The following is a 17,608-nucleotide window of genomic DNA, read 5'->3' as shown; positions in this document are numbered from 1 at the left end:
ACTCCGTAAGAGTATTTATTTTTAATAAGTTAAGATTACTAAGTTTTGTAGTTTCATATCTTCCCAGTTATCTGTAGCTAAAAACTTAAATTCAATGTTTTGTTGAAAATTGAATCATATATCTCAGAAAACTGGCTGATAAGAGAATTACATGAGTAATAAAATTAAAGAATATCACAACGAGTTAAACTATTTAGAGCAAGACTTTGATGCAGAGATAAATTTAAAGGAGTTATTATCAGTACTATGGAAGCGTAAATTTATAATTATTTTCACATCGATATTATTTACTTTTATAGCTGTATTTTATGCATTGAGTTTACCCGATACTTATAAGTCTGAAGCATTATTAACTGCAGCAGAACAGAAAGAGTCTGGCGGCTTAGGTGGCTTATCAGGGCAGTTTGGTGGTTTGGCTAGCTTGGCTGGAATTAATTTGGGTGCAGGCTCAGATAATAAAACACAGCTAGCAATTGAAGTTTTGAAGTCACGTCAATTTACGAGCGAATTTATACAAAATCATAATATCCTACCCAATTTAATGGCAGTAAAGTCATGGAATAGTAGTACTAATGATATTTTATACAATGAAGATGTTTATCTCGCAGAACAAAAAAAGTGGGTTCGTGAAATATCTGCACCTTTCAAGCCAAAGCCTTCAATGCAAGAAGCATATAGAGCATTCAGCAAAGTCGTATCTATAAATACTCTAAAAGATACAGGGATGATTACAATTTCAATTGAACATGTTTCCCCTGTCGTTGCCAAGCAGTGGGTAGACTGGTTAATTGCCGACATCAATTCGGTTATGAAAAAACGAGATGTAGCAGAAGCCAATCGTAGTACAGATTTTCTAGTTAAACAGTTAGATAAAACAAAAATTGCAGATATACGTTCAATTTTATACAAGCTTATAGAAGAGCAAGCAAAAACGATTATGTTCGCTAATGTTCGTGATGAATACGTATTTAAAACAGTAGATCCAGCAATCGTCGCTGAAATTAAGTCAGGCCCCAAACGAGCTTTTATCTGTATATTTGCGGCAATTCTAGGGTTTATTTTGGCAACAATTAGCGTTTTAACTTTGTATTTTCTAAAAAAAGAAGACTGAAATAATCCGCTTTGAGCAGTAACGTTTTAAAGGTAATTAAATTGAAAATACTAATAACAGGTGGTGCAGGGTTTATTGGCTCTGCTGTTATCCGACATATAATAGATAATACTCAAGATTTGGTTATCAATCTCGATAAGCTGACTTATGCAGGTAATTTAGAGTCACTAAGATCAGTTGATAGTAATGAGCGTTATGCATTTGAGCAAGTTGATATTTGTGACCGTGTAGCCCTAGACCGTGTGTTTGCCGAGCACAAGCCTGATGCTGTAATGCATTTAGCTGCAGAGAGCCATGTTGATCGCTCAATTACAGGCCCCGCTGAATTCATCCAAACCAATATTGTAGGAACTTACACTTTATTAGAAGCTGCTCGCGAGTACTGGAATTCACTCGAAGATAGCGCAAAGCTCGCTTTTAGGTTTCATCATATATCTACTGATGAAGTGTATGGTGATTTACCTCACCCAGATGAGCAAGCGGGTAATGCGTTGAGTAAAGCGCTACCTCTGTTTACTGAACAAACATCTTATGCACCAAGCAGTCCTTATTCAGCAAGTAAGGCATCTAGTGATCACTTAGTTCGTGCATGGCTACGTACGTATGGCTTTCCTACAGTTGTAACCAATTGCTCAAATAACTATGGGCCATATCATTTCCCTGAAAAATTAATACCATTAGTAATACTTAATGCCCTTGAAGGTAAAAAACTACCGATTTATGGAAAAGGTGATCAGATTAGAGATTGGTTATTCGTTGAGGATCATGCTCGAGCTTTATATAGGGTAGTAACTGAAGGTAAAATTGGTGAAACATATAATATTGGTGGTCATAACGAAAAGCAAAACATTGAAGTTGTTAAAAGTATTTGCAGTATTCTAGATACTTTAGTGCCTAAGGACTCCCCGTACTCAGAACAGATAACGTACGTGGCAGATCGCCCTGGTCACGATAGACGTTATGCGATTGATTCATCAAAAATGAGTGCAGAGCTAAACTGGACACCGGTCGAAACCTTTGAAACAGGCCTACGTAAAACCGTTCAATGGTATTTAGATAATCAAACATGGTGTCAAAACGTACAAGATGGCTCATATCAGCGTGAACGCCTAGGCGAAATAAATATGACAGCTAAAGGAAATTAGCATGAAAGGAATTATCCTTGCCGGGGGCTCCGGTACGCGCCTTTATCCTATTACTATGGGTGTATCCAAGCAGTTACTCCCAATTTATGATAAGCCAATGATTTACTATCCGCTTTCTGTGTTGATGTTAGCGGGAATACGTGAAATCTTAATTATTACTACACCTGAAGATCAAGAATCATTTAAACGATTATTAGGTGATGGCTCACGCTTTGGCATTGAGCTTAGTTACACGATACAACCAAGCCCAGATGGCTTGGCTCAAGCGTTTATTTTAGGTGAAGAGTTTATTGGCTCTGACGACGTTTGTTTATTGCTAGGCGATAATATTTTTTATGGGCAAGGGTTTTCACCTAAGTTAAAGCATGCGGTTGAGAATGCTAAGAACGGACTAGGGGCGACTGTATTTGGCTATCAAGTAAAAGATCCGGAACGTTTTGGTGTTGTTGAATTTGATGAGAACCAAAAGGCTATTTCCATTGAAGAAAAGCCTGCTAAACCAAAGTCTGATTTAGCAGTAACCGGTTTATATTTTTACGATAATTCTGTTGTAGAAATAGCAAAACAAGTTAAGCCCTCGCATAGAGGTGAGCTAGAGATAACGTGCTTAAATGAAATTTATTTAAAGCAAAATAAGCTTAATGTTGAAATATTGGGTCGCGGTTTTGCTTGGCTTGATACTGGCACACATGAAAGCTTACTTGAAGCGGCTCAATTTGTAGAAACAATTGAAAAGCGCCAAGGCTACAAAATCGCGTGCCTTGAAGAAATTGCATTTAATAACGGCTGGTTGAGCAAAGAGAAAATTTTATCATTGGCAAAACCTCTTTCTAAAAATAGCTATGGTGAATACTTAAACGATTTAGTAGGAAATAAAAAGTGATTATCTCAGAGCTTATAGAATTAACAAATTTAGGCGATGATCGCGGTTCACTCGTTGTTTTAGAGCATAATAAACAAGTCCCCTTTAATATTGAGCGTGTTTATTATATTTATGCAACAGAGCAAGGCGTTTCTAGAGGATTTCATGCGCATAGAGAGTTAGAGCAAATAGCAATTTGTGTTAAAGGGCAATGCGAAATGCTACTAGACAACGGGCAGGAGAAACAGACTATTTTGCTTGATTCACCTACTAAAGCAGTGGCAATAAATAAAATGGTCTGGCATGAAATGCACAATTTTTCTGACGATTGTGTTTTACTCGTACTGGCGAGTGATATTTATGATGAAAGCGACTACATGCGTAATTATAAAGCGTTTATAGAGGCCGTTAATCATGATTCATAAAATGAGTGATGTACAGTCGACGCAGATTGGTGAAAATACAAATGTATGGCAATTCTGTGTTGTATTACCAAATGCAGTTATAGGCAGTAACTGTAACATTTGCTCACACTGTTTAATCGAGAATGATGTATTTATAGGTAACAATGTCACTTTAAAAAGTGGTGTACAAATATGGGATGGAATAGAAATCCAAGATAACGTTTTTATCGGCCCAAATGTTACATTTACAAACGATTTGAAGCCGCGCTCTAAGTGTTACCCTGAAGATTTTCTTAAAACTAAAGTTTGTAAAGGTGCTTCAATTGGTGCCAACGCTACTATTTTACCAGGTATTACCATTGGTGAAGGGGCTATGGTAGGCGCTGGTAGTGTAGTCGTTAAAGATGTCCCTGCTAATACAACGGTTGTTGGAAACCCCGCAAAAGAGATAAATAAGTGATCAAATTTTTAGATTTAGCCAAAATTAATGCTCAGTACGAGCAAGAGCTTAAAGCAGCCTGTTCAAGAGTAATAGACTCCGGCTGGTATATAATGGGCAATGAACTTGCTGCATTTGAAAATGAATTTGCCCAATATTGCGGTACTAATTACGCCGTGGGTATCGCAAATGGACTTGATGCACTAACACTAACATTTAGAGCATGGAAAGAGCTGGGTAAGTTAAGAGAGGGGGATGAAATAATAGTCCCCGCAAATACCTATATAGCTAGTATATTAGCAATCACAGAAAATGGTTTAATTCCTGTACTTGTTGAGCCTGATGAGGCCACTTATAATTTATGCCCATTCAAGACTAAAGCTGCTATTACTTCTAAAACTAAAGCTATTTTACCGGTGCATTTGTACGGTTTAATATCACCTATGCCAGCGTTAATGGAAATTGCTGAAGAATATGATTTATTAGTATTAGAAGATTGCGCACAATCTCACGGTGCACAAATTGCGGATAAAAAATGCGGTGCTTGGGGACATGCTGCAGGGTTTAGTTTTTATCCTGGGAAAAATCTTGGTGCTCTAGGTGATGCTGGTGCGGTAACAACAAATGACGAAGCGTTAGCAACAACACTGAGAGCGTTACGTAATTATGGCTCACATAAAAAATATGAAAACTTATACCAAGGCGTTAACAGTCGTTTAGATGAAATTCAAGCAGCAATGCTCAGGGTGAAGTTAAGCTACTTAGATATAGAAACAGCAAGTAGAAGAGCTGTTGCTCAGGCTTACTTAAGCCAAATCAACAATCCATTAATATCTCTTCCAACATGGGATGATATTAATAAACATGTTTTTCATTTATTTGTGGTCAGGATAAACTCACGTGAAAAACTACAAGAATACTTAACTGCTAATGGTATACAAAGCTTGGTTCACTATCCTCTCCCGCCACATAAGCAAGAGGCGTATAAGCATTACAATAAAATAGATCTTCCGCTGACTGAAGAGATACACCGGACTGTAATCAGCTTACCTCTTAGCCCCGTTATGCAAAAAGACGAAGTTGACTACGTTATTGAAGTTTTAAACCGTTTTAAATGAATTTACTTAAAACCTCCGGGTTAACATTTATTGCAACCGTTATTCAGCTCTTTGTCGGGTTAGTAATAAATAAGGCTATTTCATTATTTGTAGGTCCCAGTGGCTTGGCTGTTATAGGGCAGTTTCAAAATATTTCACAGCTCGCTATGGTCGCCTCACAAGGTGCTATAAACAAAGGGGTCGTAAAATACACTGCTGAATATTCAAAAAATGGAGAAGATTTAACTACCTTTCTAGCCACGGCAATAAAAATAACTATTGTTTGTTCAGTTATAGTCGGGGTAGCGTTAATATTATTGTCCGGTTATTTATCAAACGAGTTTTTAACTGACAAAAACTTTGCATTTATATTTATAATATTTGGTTTTACGATTTTTTTTTATAGTTTGAACTCTTTGTTTTTAGCTATTCTAAATGGATTAAAAGAAGTAAAACAATTAATATTAATTAATATAGTGCAAAGTTTATATAGTTTGGTTTTTACAACAGCCTTAATATACCTTTTTGGTTTAAAGGGAGCTTTAATAGCATTAGTAACTAACCAATCTATTATATTTTTATACATTTTTTGGAAATTACGAAACCACAGAGTAATTAATTTAGGGTTACTTAAAGGTGTTTACAGCTCAGTTATAGCAACTAAATTAAGCCGTTTTGCCTTAATGGCAATTACATCAGCAATTGCCATCCCTGTTAGTCATTTAGTGATACGTAATTATCTAGTAGATAATTTAGGTTGGGAGCAAGCAGGCTATTGGCAAGCTATTTGGTATATTTCAACAATGTATCTCACGGTTGTAACAACCACTTTAGGTGTTTATTTTCTACCTAAATTATCAGAAATTACCGATAAAAAAGCACTTAGAGGTGAGTTGTTAAGTGGTTACAAAGTTATATTACCTATTGTAATGCTTGTATCTGCGGTAATTTATGTTTTAAAAGACTTTATTGTCTATATATTATTTTCTGACGACTTTAAGCCGATGATAGAGCTATTTTTGTGGCAGTTAATCGGTGATGTTATAAAAATAGCTGCTTGGCTTTTATCATACTTAATGCTTGCTAAGGCAATGACTAAGCGTTACATGGCAGTAGAAGTGCTTTTTAATGTTATATTTGTAGGTATATCAATATATATGGTCAATTCGTATGGCTTAATTGGAATAACGTATGCATTTGCAGCAAGCTATTCGATTTATTTTGTAACAGTCTTTTTGTTAACCAAGAAGGAATTTATATGAAGATTTTACTGCTTGGTGAGTTTAGTGCATTCCATAGTAATCTAAAAGAAGGCTTATTATCTCAAGGGCATGAAGTAACAATTGCATCCTCAGGTGATGGTTGGAAAAAAATAAATAGCGACCTAAAAATAGGTACTAATCGGGAAGGGCTATTAGGAAAGCTCGAAAGCCTAATTAACATAATTAAGGTCTTACCTAGGCTAAAAGGTTATGATGTTGTTCAATTTATAGATCCTGTATTGTTCCCCAAGTTTTTGGGTATAAACAAAGCCATAGTTAAGTTTATTTTTCGCAATAATAAAAAAATATTTTTAGTTGCTGCTGGCGCCACTAGTAAAATATCAGTCATTGCTGATTTTTCACAAAATCGATTTAAGTACCCTCAATTATACCAACAGATAAAAAAAATTAACCCTGATATGTGGAGTCAAACTCAAAAAGGTAGACACTACAACACCTTTTTTTTAGAAAATATAAATGGTGTGATCCCTATAATGCATGAATATGCACAGGGCTTCAGGGATATTAACTACCCTAAGTTATGCCCCACAATACCGATACCAATGAACATAGAAACAATTAAATATAAAGAAAACATTATTAGGGATAAGATTGTTTTTTTTCATGGGCTGAACAGAGAGGGTATGAAAGGCACACCACTGATTAGTAAAGCAATGAAAAAATTAGAAGAAACCTACCCCAACGAGGTTAAGTGCATTATTGATGGTAGGATGCCTTTAGAAAAATACTTATCTTTTTTAGAAACAGTCAATGTTGTAATTGACCAAGCATACTCGGTTTCGGTTGGTGTCAATGGTGTTTATAACTTAGCAATGGGTAAAGTTGTTGTAGGTGGCGGCGAAGCAGAGTTTCTCAATGAATTTAATTTGAGTGAGTCACCTTTATTGCCTATTAAACCAGAGGTTGAAAATATATATCAACAACTAGAATGGCTGGTTAAAAATAAGAACGAAATCACTAATATGGGACTTGAGTCTAGAAAGTTTTCTGAGGCCTTTCATGATTATAAGAAGGTTGCATCCCAATATATAGAGGCTTGGAATAAATATTAGCTAACTTTCAGTGTAAATATTTGCATGCAATTAACACAAAAAAATAGAATTTGATTTAAGGCCTTTAAAAATGAATACGATTAGAAAAATCAGAAGTAATCTTTATAGTAATTCAAATTTATTACGTAGGTGTTGGTTTTACTTAAGTTTTTATAGAAGAAATGGGTATTTTTTAACAGCTTTAAACCCAACAACATTTAATGAGAAAGTTCATATCAGAAAGAGTAACCCTTCTAACCCGCTGTTTTCTATATGTTCAGATAAGCTTGCCGTTAAAACGTGGATTACTGAAAAAGGGCTAGCTGAAATTGTAATCGAAACTTACTATTCCGGTAAAATTATTACTTATGATACGTTAAAAAATATTATCCATGAAAATGGTGATGTATTACTCAAAGCAAATCATAACTCTGGACCCGTTTATTTATTAACAGAATCTTGTAGTGATGAAAAAATTAAATACGCTTGTGATGATGTAAATAAGCAGTTAAAAGTTGATTATGGAAAACTCAAGAATGAGCCATGGTATAGCGATATTCCTCCTTCAATATTAGTTGAAAAAAGGTTACTACCTCACCTTGGAGAGTCAAGTTTAAGAGACTACAAGTTTCATGTTTTTAAGCAGTCTAATGGTGATATGAAAACTATTTTACATATCGATTTTGACAGGGATGAAGCACATCATCGTTCTTTTTTTGATGAGAAACTAAACTGGATTCCTATAACGAGTATATACCCGTCAATTATTACCAAAATAGAAAGGCCAAAAAACTTTGATACTATGCTAGAGCTTGCTAAAAATTTAGCTAAAGATTTTAGCTATGCCCGTGTTGATTTTTATAATGTAGATGGAAAAATATATTTTGGTGAGCTTACTTTTGCTCATGAATCGGGCGATGCAGGCTTTAACTCATATGCTTACGATAAGTGGTTAGGTGATTTATGGCAGCAAGATCCAAGGATGTAATGCTTTGATAAAAAAATGCTTTGAAAAGAAAATAACGCTTTTTATCAGTTCACTCGCAGGCGGTGGTGCTGAGGGGGTGTGTGTTACTGTCGCAAGTGGTTTAGCTGAAGCAGGTTGGGATGTAACGCTTGTAATACTTACATTGAAAGATGCTGCTTATCGCACTCGATTAAGTAAAAAAGTAAATTTAGTTGTATTAGATTTACCAAATGCCCGTAGTTCTATTTTGCCTATATATAATTATTTAAAAACACATAAACCAACTAAAGTAGTTGTTTTTAATTATGAACTTAGCCTTATATTGTTACTTATTAAGCTTTTCATGAGAGTTAATGTGAAAATTATAAGTAGGAATATAAACTCACTTTCTGAAAATTCAAAAAGTGTTAAAAGGAGTTTTCGTACTTCTGTATTTTCTTTCTTACTCATGAAAATTTACAAAAGATCTGACCATATTGTTAATCAGTGTGAAGGCATGAGAACTGATTTATTATCAGTGTTCCCAAAATTAAAAAATAAAACAAGTGTTATATATAACCCTGTAAATACAACAGTCGAAAATGAAGCTGTTAATATAAAACCAAGCGAAGTGTTTAAAGGCGATTATATTTTATGTGTGGGCAGACTCGAAGATCAAAAAGCATTTCATTTTGCAATTCAGGCTTTTTCTGTCTTATCAAAAAATCATCCTAGTTTAAGGCTTAAAATAGTTGGTCAAGGAAGTTTGGAGCAGAAGTTAAAGCAACTTGTATCAGACTTTAATTTGAGTGAAAAAGTCGATTTTGAAGGCTTTCAGCAAAGCGTAATACCTTATTACTTGCATGCTAAGTTAACATTACTAACCTCTTTGTACGAAGGTTTCCCCAATACTTTAGTTGAATCTATTTCCCTAGGCACACCTGTCGTTGCATTTAATTGTAAAAGTGGTCCAAGCGAAATAATAGAACAAGGTAAGAACGGCTACCTGGTTGAGTATCAAAATATAAATAGCCTACAGGATTATTTAGACAAAGCTCTTAAGTCTCCTTTTAATGGCGATGATGTTTTAAAGTCATCAGAGATATATAAAATTAAAAATATAATCCAAAGTTGGGAAGCTTTGTTAAATGAGTACTAATATCAAAAAATACAATTTTTATGATCGCTCTTTTAGGATTAACCCTAAATCACATAAGCTACTAAGTTTTTTTATAGCATTATTTTTTTGTATATTTTTAACTGCATTACCTATAGATGGGTTGGTTGATAGAGAAAACTATTTATTATACCCAGAAAGCTCACCAATCTTATTAGTAAAAAACTTTTCATCTGGGGTGTTGCCGCTATTGGTTAACGAGCCTTTGTGGTTGGTTATTAACTCATTACTTTCGTTTTTTATTTCTCCTGAAAATATCGTGAGAATAATAATTGCTTTTTCTACATTCTCTACGTTTTACTTGGTATTAAAAAATACCAATAAAAAGTATTTTTATATGGTAATGCTATTTTTATTACTACCTTTGGTGCTAAAAAACAATTTAATTCATTTACGACAAGGTTTTGGGGTAGCAATCTTTTTAATTGGGTGGTTTAGCGCTTCAAATAAAGTAAAGTATTTTTTTTATATCTGTGCTGCACTCATACATTCATCATTCATTATAATTTTGCTAGGTATTTTGGGTGTTAATTTCTTAATGCACTTAAAACTTTCACACGGTATCAGAAGTATATTGTACGTATTTGTTGGAGTTGTTGTTGGAGCAATGGGACTTTACTTAGCGCAGTTTATTGGCGCAAGGCAGGGTGAAGAATATAGTAATGGGGCTTCGCAAAGCGCAAGTGGCCTAGGCTTTATTTATTGGAGCTTTGTTTTCATGTTATTTGTTATGCAAGGCAAAGTCTTTTTAAGATATAACACGCAAATTATATTCTTTCTAATTCTGTACCTTTCAACTTATTTTTTATTACCTGTTACAGCAAGGATATTTGAAAGTGTTGTATTGCTAGTGTTGTTAGCTTCACTTCGTTTTAAAGTAAAATATAAACGTATTTTTCAATTGGTTTTCTGTTTATATTTTTTTCTAGTTTGGAGTTTACACTTTAGGCTTGAAGGTTTCGGTTGGTTTGTTAGCTAATTATCGTTTAAAGGTATTTTAATTGAAAGTATTACACATTATTACAGGGTTAGCTGACGGTGGTGCTGAAGCTGTTTTATATCGCTTATGCACAACCGATTCAAAAAATAGCCATACAGTTATTTCATTAATGGGCTTATCTAAATATGGTCCGTTATTGCAGCAACAAGGTGTTACTGCGTATTCATTGGATATGCCATTAGGACGCTTTACATTCAGCGGCCTATTAAAGCTATATAAACTGATTAAAAGCATTAAGCCTGATGCAGTACAAACATGGATGTATCATGCAGACCTTCTTGGTGGCCTAGTGGCTCGTTGTGCGGGTATAAAAAATATAACATGGGGATTGCATCAGTCTAATTTAACACCAGGTGCTGCTAAAAAGTCCACCATACTGGTTGCGAAATTATGTGGCTATTTAAGTTACATCATTCCTAAAAAAATTATTTGTTGTGCTGATAAAGCTGCAGAAGCTAATAAAGGGATTGGCTATTGTGAAGCAAAACTTAACGTGGTTTACAATGGTTATGACCTTAACGATTTTAAAGCCGATAATAATGCTAAAGAACAAATTAAAAAAGAGTTTAGTATTTCAAGTAACACTGTTTTTATAGGCATGGTAAGTCGTTTCCATCCGTTTAAAGATCACGAAAATTTAATAAAAGCTTTAGGTTTAGTAAAGCAGCAGAAAATTAATTTTTCATGTTTATTAGTTGGTCTAGATATGTGTGACAGTAACCAGCAACTAATGGGGTGGTTACAACAAAATAACGTACTCGATAATGTTATTTTGGCAGGAAAAAGAAGTGATATACCAAAAGTAATGAATGGGCTTGATATACACCTTTTATCAAGTTCGAGTGAAGCGTTCCCGAATGTATTAAATGAGGCTATGGCGTGTGGTACTCCATGCGTTACCACAGATGTAGGTGATGCTGCACATATTGTTGGTGATACTGGATGGGTGGCTAAACCGCAAAATTCTCAAGATTTAGCAAGTAAAATAGTTGAAGCTATAAATATGAAAGCCCATTCAAAAGATGCATGGGAAGCAAGGCAGCTTAAAGCGCGAGAGCGAATAGAAAATAACTTCAAGATAGAAACCATGGTAAGTAAATATAATGAGATCTGGAACTCTTAAGCCTTATGAACAAAAAGACATTATTTATAGTCACGACTGTACCTGAAACTCTAGACACTATTTTAAAAAATCAGCCTAAATTTTTAAATAATACATTTGATGTATCTATTGTAAGCTCTCCTGCACCGGCTTTAGAGCGAGTAGCTAAAAATGAAGGTGTTTCAGTATATCCAGTGCTAATGAGCCGAGGTATAAATGTATTTAGAGATATTATTTCACTATTTTTTATGATCAAATTATTTCTAATTCACAAACCAGATATAGTACATTCGTATACCCCAAAAGCTGGATTGATCGCCATGCTAGCTGCAAGACTATGTTTTGTACCAATTAAAATACATACGTTTACGGGTCTTATTTTCCCTACTCAAACGGGTTTTAAAAAAAGCTTATTAATTTTTATAGATAGGCTTATTTGTAAATCAGCTACTCATATAGTACCAGAGGGAGAAGGTGTTAAACGCGATCTATTAAGTTATAAAATTACATCCAAACAGCTAAACTTAATTGGTAATGGCAACATAGCAGGCATTGATGTTGGGTATTTTAACAAAAATAACGATGGTATTAGTACTAACCTAAAAAGTGAATTATCTATTCCCACTGAGCATTTTATTTTTACATTTGTAGGGCGCTTAAATATAGATAAAGGAATAAAAGAGCTAGTTAATGCTTTTATATTGCAAACAGAAAAAAATCACTTACTACTGGTTGGTGATATTGATCATACAGCACCTATACAGCCTGATATTATGACTATAATTGAAAACCATCCTAGAATTCATATGTTAGGGTTTCATCCAGATATACGCCCAGCATTAATAGCCAGCGATGTAGTGGTTCTTTCGAGTTATCGAGAAGGGTTTCCTAATGTTGTTTTACAAGCCGGTGCTATGTCATTACCTGTTATAGCAACAGATATTAATGGTTGTAATGAGATAATAACTCCTAATTTTAATGGGTGGTTAGTGAAACCTAAAAATGAAGATAGTTTAGCTAAAGCAATGCAAAATGCTACTAATGCCACTGCATCTTCACTTAGTTTGATGTCTTGTAATGCAAGAACAAGAATTGTAGAAAGATTCGAAAGAAATACTTATCTAAAAAAGCTAGAAAACTTTTATTTACAGTTGGTTAAACCATGAAACGTTTATTTGATTTTATAGTGGCACTGAGTGCCTTTGCTATGTTGTTACCCATTATTGTTATTGTAGCGATATTAATCCGTACTAAATTAGGTTCACCTATTTTATTTACGCAAAACCGCCCTGGTTTACACGGTAAAGTATTTAAAATGATGAAGTTTAGAAGCATGCTCGATGCCAAAGGTAAGCACGGTAACTTGCTTCCAGATAACGAAAGAATGACTAAGTTTGGCGCTTTTTTACGCTCAACTAGTTTAGACGAGCTACCTGGTTTGTTTAATGTTCTTAAAGGCGATATGAGCTTAGTTGGGCCTCGGCCACTATTAGTACAATATTTACCGCTGTATAACTCAGAACAAGCTAAACGCCATAATGTAAGACCTGGTATAACAGGTTGGGCACAAGTTAACGGGCGTAATGCAATTGGCTGGGATGAAAAGTTTAAGCTTGATGTATGGTATGTAGAAAATCAAAGCTTCCTACTCGATATGAAAATATTACTGTTAACGGTAAAAAAAGTTTTTATAAGAGAGGGCATCAGTGCTGATGGGCACGTAACTATTGAGCCTTTTAAAGGCTCTAACAATGACTAAGCCAGCTGTAAAAACGTTGGCTATTTTAGGGGCTAGCGGCCACGGTAAAATAATAGCTGATATTGCGGAGCAACTAGGTTTTAGTGTTAGCTTTTATGACGATGCCTATCCTAATAAAAAAAATATAGAGCATTGGCCTGTTATAGGTACATTTTCAGATTTACTTAATGTACCTATCACCAACATAAATGTTGCTGTTGCTATAGGTCACAATAATACTCGAGAAGTAAAAATAAAAACGTTAGCCAAAAATGGCTATACACTTCCAATCCTAATACACCCAAGTGCGGTTATAAGTAAATATGCTCAAATAGATTTAGGGTCTGTCATAGCTGCTAATGCTGTTATTAACGCTTTTGCAGTAATAGGCCGTGGATGTATAATTAATACTTCAGCTATAATTGAGCATGATTGCAAAATAGATGACTTTACGCATATTTGCCCAGGCACAGCATTAGCTGGCGGAGTTTGCGTCGGGCGAAGTAGTTGGGTAGGTATTGGAAGTAAAGTAAAACAACTTATTAATATTGGCGACAATACATTAATTGGTGCAGGTAGTTTAGTTGTCAAAGATATACCATCTGGTGTAATTGCTTATGGCTCTCCTTGCACTAAAGTTTCAGATAATAGTTAAGCCTTTTTTAAATTTTATAGGAATTGCATGTTAAATACCCCATTTTCCCCATGGCCTAGCTTTACACAAGAAGAAGCAGATGCAGTTAGCCGCGTTATTTTATCCAACAAAGTAAATTATTGGACCGGCACTGAAGGCCGTGAATTTGAAAAAGAATTTGCAAGCTGGACTGATAGTGAATATGCCATAGCGCTAGGTAATGGCACATTAGCACTTGATCTTGCTTTAAAAGCATTAAATATAGGCGCTGGTGATGAAGTAATAACTACTCCGCGTACTTTTTTAGCATCTGCTTCAAGTATTGTTACATCTGGTGCGGCCCCTGTATTTGCGGATGTTGATCTAAATAGCCAAGCTATAACCGCCGAATCTATAAAAGCAGTATTAACGCCAAAAACTAAAGCAGTTATTGTTGTTCATTTAGCGGGTATGCCAGCTGAAATGGATGAAATAATGGCGCTCAGTAAAGAACATGGATTTTATGTAATTGAAGACTGTGCACAAGCCCATGGTGCTAAATATAAAGGTCGTTCTGTTGGAAGTATTGGTCACATAGGTGCATGGAGTTTTTGCCAAGACAAAATAATGACTACTGGTGGCGAAGGCGGAATGGTCACAACTAACTCAAAAGAGCTATGGTCAGCCATGTGGAGCTATAAAGATCATGGTAAAAGCTTTGATGCTATTTATAATAGAGAGCACCCACCAGGTTTTAGGTGGCTGCATGAAAGTTTTGGCACAAATTGGCGTATGACCGAAATGCAAGCTGCTATAGGGCGTATTCAGCTAAAGCGTATGGCTAAATGGACCGCAAAACGTCAAGCTTATGGTGCATTGCTCGATAATGCCGCAGATAGCTTTGATTGCGTAAGATTAGTTAACGTACCAAAACACATCGAACATGCTCAATATAAACATTACATGTTTATAAACCCCGAATATTTGGCTAATGATTGGAATCGAGATCGTATAGTAAACGAAATTGTGGAACGTGGTGTACCGTGTTTTCAAGGCAGTTGTTCAGAGGTTTATCTTGAAAAAGCATTTGACGATACCCCATGGAGACCTAAAAAACGCTTACCTAATGCCGTACAGTTAGGAGAAACGTCAATTATGTTTTTAGTGCATCCAACTTTGACTGAAAGCGAAATAGGTAAAACAGCTCAAATAATCAACGAAGTGCTTGTTTTAGCTTCTTTAAAATAAAAACATATACCTAACGATAACGTTTACTTACAAAAAACAACCAAATACATAAAGACTATATAAATATTTACATATAGTCTTTAACTATTAAGTGCAATGGTTGTTCATCTTGTAGTAAAATTGTAATCAATAGAATAGTAGTATCACTGCTAGCTTCAGGGAAATGTATTGTGCCTTTAAAATTTTTAGTTAATTTGCCTCGTCCTCAAAAAAGAATTATTTCTCTCCTCATCGATAGCGTATTTATAATAGTGGCTTTTTGGCTTGCTTTTTTACTAAGGCTAGACAGCACAGCAGTTTTAAAAAACACACATACTTGGATTTTATTATCAGCCGTATTGCCGCTAAGTTTATTTAGCTTTGTAAAACTTGGGCTTTATAGAGCTGTATTGCGTTATATGAACACACAAGCGATGTGGGCAATTATTGCCGGTGTTTTACTTTCAACTGTTTATTTAACTATTTTATCCTTCTTTCTAAGTGCGCCAGTACCAAGAACAGTGCCGTTTATTTATGCCAGCTTTTGTATTTTATTTGTTGGTGGTGCAAGGCTAACGGTACGAGCTGTAGTTGGTCAAATAACTATGCGCCGTAAAGAAGGTGTAATTATATATGGGGCTGGTTCTGCTGGTCGTCAATTAGCCACCGCCTTAGCAAACGGGCCAGAATATTCACCAGTCGCTTTTATAGACGACGACCCTAAAAAGCATTTATCGTTAATCCAAGGTATTTGTGTACATGCACCGTCGCAAATTGCTGAAATTGCAAAGCAAAAATGTGCAAATAAAATATTGTTGGCACTACCAAGTACATCTCGAAGTCGTCGAAAAGAAGTCCTTAACGCAATAGAAAAGTTTAAACTACAAGTTATGACAGTTCCTGGCATGGCCGATATTGTTGCAGGGACAACGAATCTTGATGAAATCAAAGATGTTGAAATAGAAGATCTGTTGGGCCGCGATTCAGTCCAACCACGACAAGATTTAATGTCGGCAAATATAGCCAATAAAGCGGTAATGGTAACCGGTGCTGGCGGCTCTATAGGTTCTGAGCTTTGTAGGCAAATAATTAAGAACAGCCCGACTAAAATAGTGTTATTTGAGCTGTCTGAGTTTGCTTTATATGCTATAGAAAAAGAGTTGTCGGAGTACTGTGATACCAATAATTTAAATATAGAAGTACTACCAATATTAGGTTCAATTCAAAATAAAAAACTTGTTGAATCTACATTTTCTACCTTCAATATTCAAACTGTCTATCATGCTGCCGCATATAAACATGTACCTTTAGTTGAGCATAATGTAGTTGAAGGCGTGCGTAACAATGTTTATGGCACCTACAATGTAGCAACCGCTGCAATTTATACAAATGTAGAAACGTTTGTATTGGTTTCCACTGACAAAGCAGTACGCCCAACAAATATAATGGGCACAACTAAGCGCATGGCTGAATTAGTACTGCAAGGGCTATCTGAAATCCAAGACACAACACGCTTTACTATGGTTCGATTTGGTAATGTTTTAGGATCGTCAGGTTCTGTAGTGCCGTTGTTTAGAAAGCAAATTAAAGCAGGCGGCCCAATAACACTTACTCATCAAGATATAACCCGTTACTTTATGACAATACCAGAAGCTGCCCAGTTGGTTATTCAAGCGGGTGCAATGGGAGTGGGTAGTGACGTGTTTGTACTTGATATGGGAGAGCCTGTTAAAATTAAAGATTTAGCTGTCAAAATGGTTCACCTATCAGGGCTTGAAGTTAAACATGCAAAACGCCCAAATGGCGATATAGAAATTAAGTGCACAGGATTACGCCCAGGTGAAAAACTCTTTGAAGAGCTACTCATCGGAGATAACGTTATTGGAACAGACCACCCAAGAATCCTAAGTGCACAAGAAGTTAAAATGCCTTGGTCTGAGCTCGATCCATTTTTAGATAAACTTAAAATTGCATGTGACGAGTCTGATCATCAAGAAATACGTAGGTTATTTTTAACAGCACCTACCGCTTTTTCACCCACTGATGGCATTTGTGATTTGAATTGGAAGCAAAAATTTAATAAGCAGACTAACGTTACAATTTTACCAAACGTAAGTGGCTCCTAAAGCGAATAGATTGCAATAGTTTGCTTTTTGTAGGGAATGACGTACCTACGTGTATTTTTACCCTTGGTGTATGGTGAGCATGTAGGCGCCTTGCTTGCTGGCGCTTTAAAAACGCAGCTTTTACGTATTTATTAAATTGCGATAACAAGCTTCACGCATACGTGGATTTTTACCCTCGGTGTATGTAACCATGTAGGCGCCTTGCTTGCTGGCGCACTAAAAGCACAGCTTTTACGTACTTATCAAATTGCGTGAGCAAGCTTCACGCCTACGTGGATTATTATCCTCGATGTATGTAACCATGTAG

Annotated in this window: 17 protein-coding genes; all 17 read left to right on the top strand. The window is 35.5% G+C overall.

Annotated elements, in window-relative coordinates:
* Positions 1 to 151: 151 nt before the first annotated feature.
* The 17 genes from I6F66_RS05890 to I6F66_RS05810 all read left to right on the top strand — a co-directional run bounded on the left by I6F66_RS05890 (position 152) and on the right by I6F66_RS05810 (position 17,301).
* On the top strand, positions 152 to 1,111 hold the full coding sequence (locus I6F66_RS05890) for a Wzz/FepE/Etk N-terminal domain-containing protein (RefSeq protein WP_197175740.1): 960 nt from the start codon (positions 152 to 154) through the stop codon (positions 1,109 to 1,111).
* A 41-nt stretch (positions 1,112 to 1,152) separates the two neighbouring features.
* Positions 1,153 to 2,256: a dTDP-glucose 4,6-dehydratase gene (gene rfbB / locus I6F66_RS05885; RefSeq protein WP_197208921.1), complete on the top strand. Its 1,104-nt coding sequence runs from the start codon at positions 1,153 to 1,155 to the stop codon at positions 2,254 to 2,256.
* Between the two features lies 1 nt (position 2,257).
* Entirely contained in the window at positions 2,258 to 3,139 is an 882-nt protein-coding gene (gene rfbA / locus I6F66_RS05880; RefSeq protein ID WP_197208920.1) for a glucose-1-phosphate thymidylyltransferase RfbA, read from the top strand.
* The gene (locus I6F66_RS05875; RefSeq protein ID WP_197208919.1) at positions 3,136 to 3,543 is read left to right on the top strand and encodes an FdtA/QdtA family cupin domain-containing protein; all 408 of its coding nucleotides are present in this window, start codon (positions 3,136 to 3,138) and stop codon (positions 3,541 to 3,543) included. Before rfbA ends, I6F66_RS05875 begins: the two co-directional genes overlap by 4 nt.
* Positions 3,533 to 3,982 carry an acyltransferase gene (locus I6F66_RS05870; protein ID WP_197208918.1) on the top strand — a complete coding sequence of 150 codons (450 nt, stop codon included), beginning with the start codon at positions 3,533 to 3,535 and terminating at the stop codon, positions 3,980 to 3,982. Before I6F66_RS05875 ends, I6F66_RS05870 begins: the two co-directional genes overlap by 11 nt.
* Positions 3,979 to 5,079, top strand: a complete 1,101-nt coding sequence (locus tag I6F66_RS05865; protein WP_197208917.1) for a DegT/DnrJ/EryC1/StrS family aminotransferase — start codon at positions 3,979 to 3,981, stop codon at positions 5,077 to 5,079. Before I6F66_RS05870 ends, I6F66_RS05865 begins: the two co-directional genes overlap by 4 nt.
* The gene (locus tag I6F66_RS05860; RefSeq protein WP_197208916.1) at positions 5,076 to 6,320 is read left to right on the top strand and encodes an O-antigen translocase; all 1,245 of its coding nucleotides are present in this window, start codon (positions 5,076 to 5,078) and stop codon (positions 6,318 to 6,320) included. The genes I6F66_RS05865 and I6F66_RS05860 overlap by 4 nt, the downstream gene beginning before the upstream one ends.
* On the top strand, positions 6,317 to 7,393 hold the full coding sequence (locus I6F66_RS05855; protein WP_197208915.1) for a hypothetical protein: 1,077 nt from the start codon (positions 6,317 to 6,319) through the stop codon (positions 7,391 to 7,393). Before I6F66_RS05860 ends, I6F66_RS05855 begins: the two co-directional genes overlap by 4 nt.
* Before the next feature lie 70 nt (positions 7,394 to 7,463).
* Complete coding sequence (locus I6F66_RS05850; RefSeq protein WP_197208914.1) at positions 7,464 to 8,360, top strand: ATP-grasp fold amidoligase family protein; 897 nt, start codon at positions 7,464 to 7,466, stop codon at positions 8,358 to 8,360.
* Positions 8,329 to 9,477 carry a glycosyltransferase gene (locus I6F66_RS05845; RefSeq protein ID WP_305137815.1) on the top strand — a complete coding sequence of 383 codons (1,149 nt, stop codon included), beginning with the start codon at positions 8,329 to 8,331 and terminating at the stop codon, positions 9,475 to 9,477. The genes I6F66_RS05850 and I6F66_RS05845 overlap by 32 nt, the downstream gene beginning before the upstream one ends.
* Positions 9,467 to 10,474, top strand: a complete 1,008-nt coding sequence (locus I6F66_RS05840; protein WP_197175717.1) for an EpsG family protein — start codon at positions 9,467 to 9,469, stop codon at positions 10,472 to 10,474. The genes I6F66_RS05845 and I6F66_RS05840 overlap by 11 nt, the downstream gene beginning before the upstream one ends.
* 22 nt (positions 10,475 to 10,496) lie before the next feature.
* A complete protein-coding gene (locus I6F66_RS05835; protein ID WP_197208913.1) occupies positions 10,497 to 11,618 on the top strand; it encodes a glycosyltransferase in 1,122 nt (373 codons plus the stop codon).
* A gap of 5 nt (positions 11,619 to 11,623) precedes the next feature.
* Complete coding sequence (locus tag I6F66_RS05830) at positions 11,624 to 12,763, top strand: glycosyltransferase family 4 protein (protein ID WP_024593737.1); 1,140 nt, start codon at positions 11,624 to 11,626, stop codon at positions 12,761 to 12,763.
* On the top strand, positions 12,760 to 13,356 hold the full coding sequence (locus I6F66_RS05825; protein ID WP_197208912.1) for a sugar transferase: 597 nt from the start codon (positions 12,760 to 12,762) through the stop codon (positions 13,354 to 13,356). Before I6F66_RS05830 ends, I6F66_RS05825 begins: the two co-directional genes overlap by 4 nt.
* Positions 13,349 to 13,990, top strand: a complete 642-nt coding sequence (locus tag I6F66_RS05820; RefSeq protein WP_197208911.1) for an acetyltransferase — start codon at positions 13,349 to 13,351, stop codon at positions 13,988 to 13,990. The genes I6F66_RS05825 and I6F66_RS05820 overlap by 8 nt, the downstream gene beginning before the upstream one ends.
* 27 nt (positions 13,991 to 14,017) lie before the next feature.
* Positions 14,018 to 15,196 (top strand): DegT/DnrJ/EryC1/StrS aminotransferase family protein, encoded by a 1,179-nt coding sequence (locus I6F66_RS05815; RefSeq protein ID WP_197208910.1) that lies wholly within the window; start codon positions 14,018 to 14,020, stop codon positions 15,194 to 15,196.
* A 170-nt stretch (positions 15,197 to 15,366) separates the two neighbouring features.
* Entirely contained in the window at positions 15,367 to 17,301 is a 1,935-nt protein-coding gene (locus I6F66_RS05810; protein ID WP_197208909.1) for a nucleoside-diphosphate sugar epimerase/dehydratase, read from the top strand.
* Positions 17,302 to 17,608 lie beyond the last annotated feature (307 nt).

This window comes from Pseudoalteromonas sp. NZS100_1 (assembly GCF_015864285.1).
Classification (GTDB): Bacteria; Pseudomonadota; Gammaproteobacteria; order Enterobacterales; family Alteromonadaceae; genus Pseudoalteromonas; species Pseudoalteromonas arctica.
This window is presented reverse-complemented; position numbering and strand designations above follow the sequence as displayed.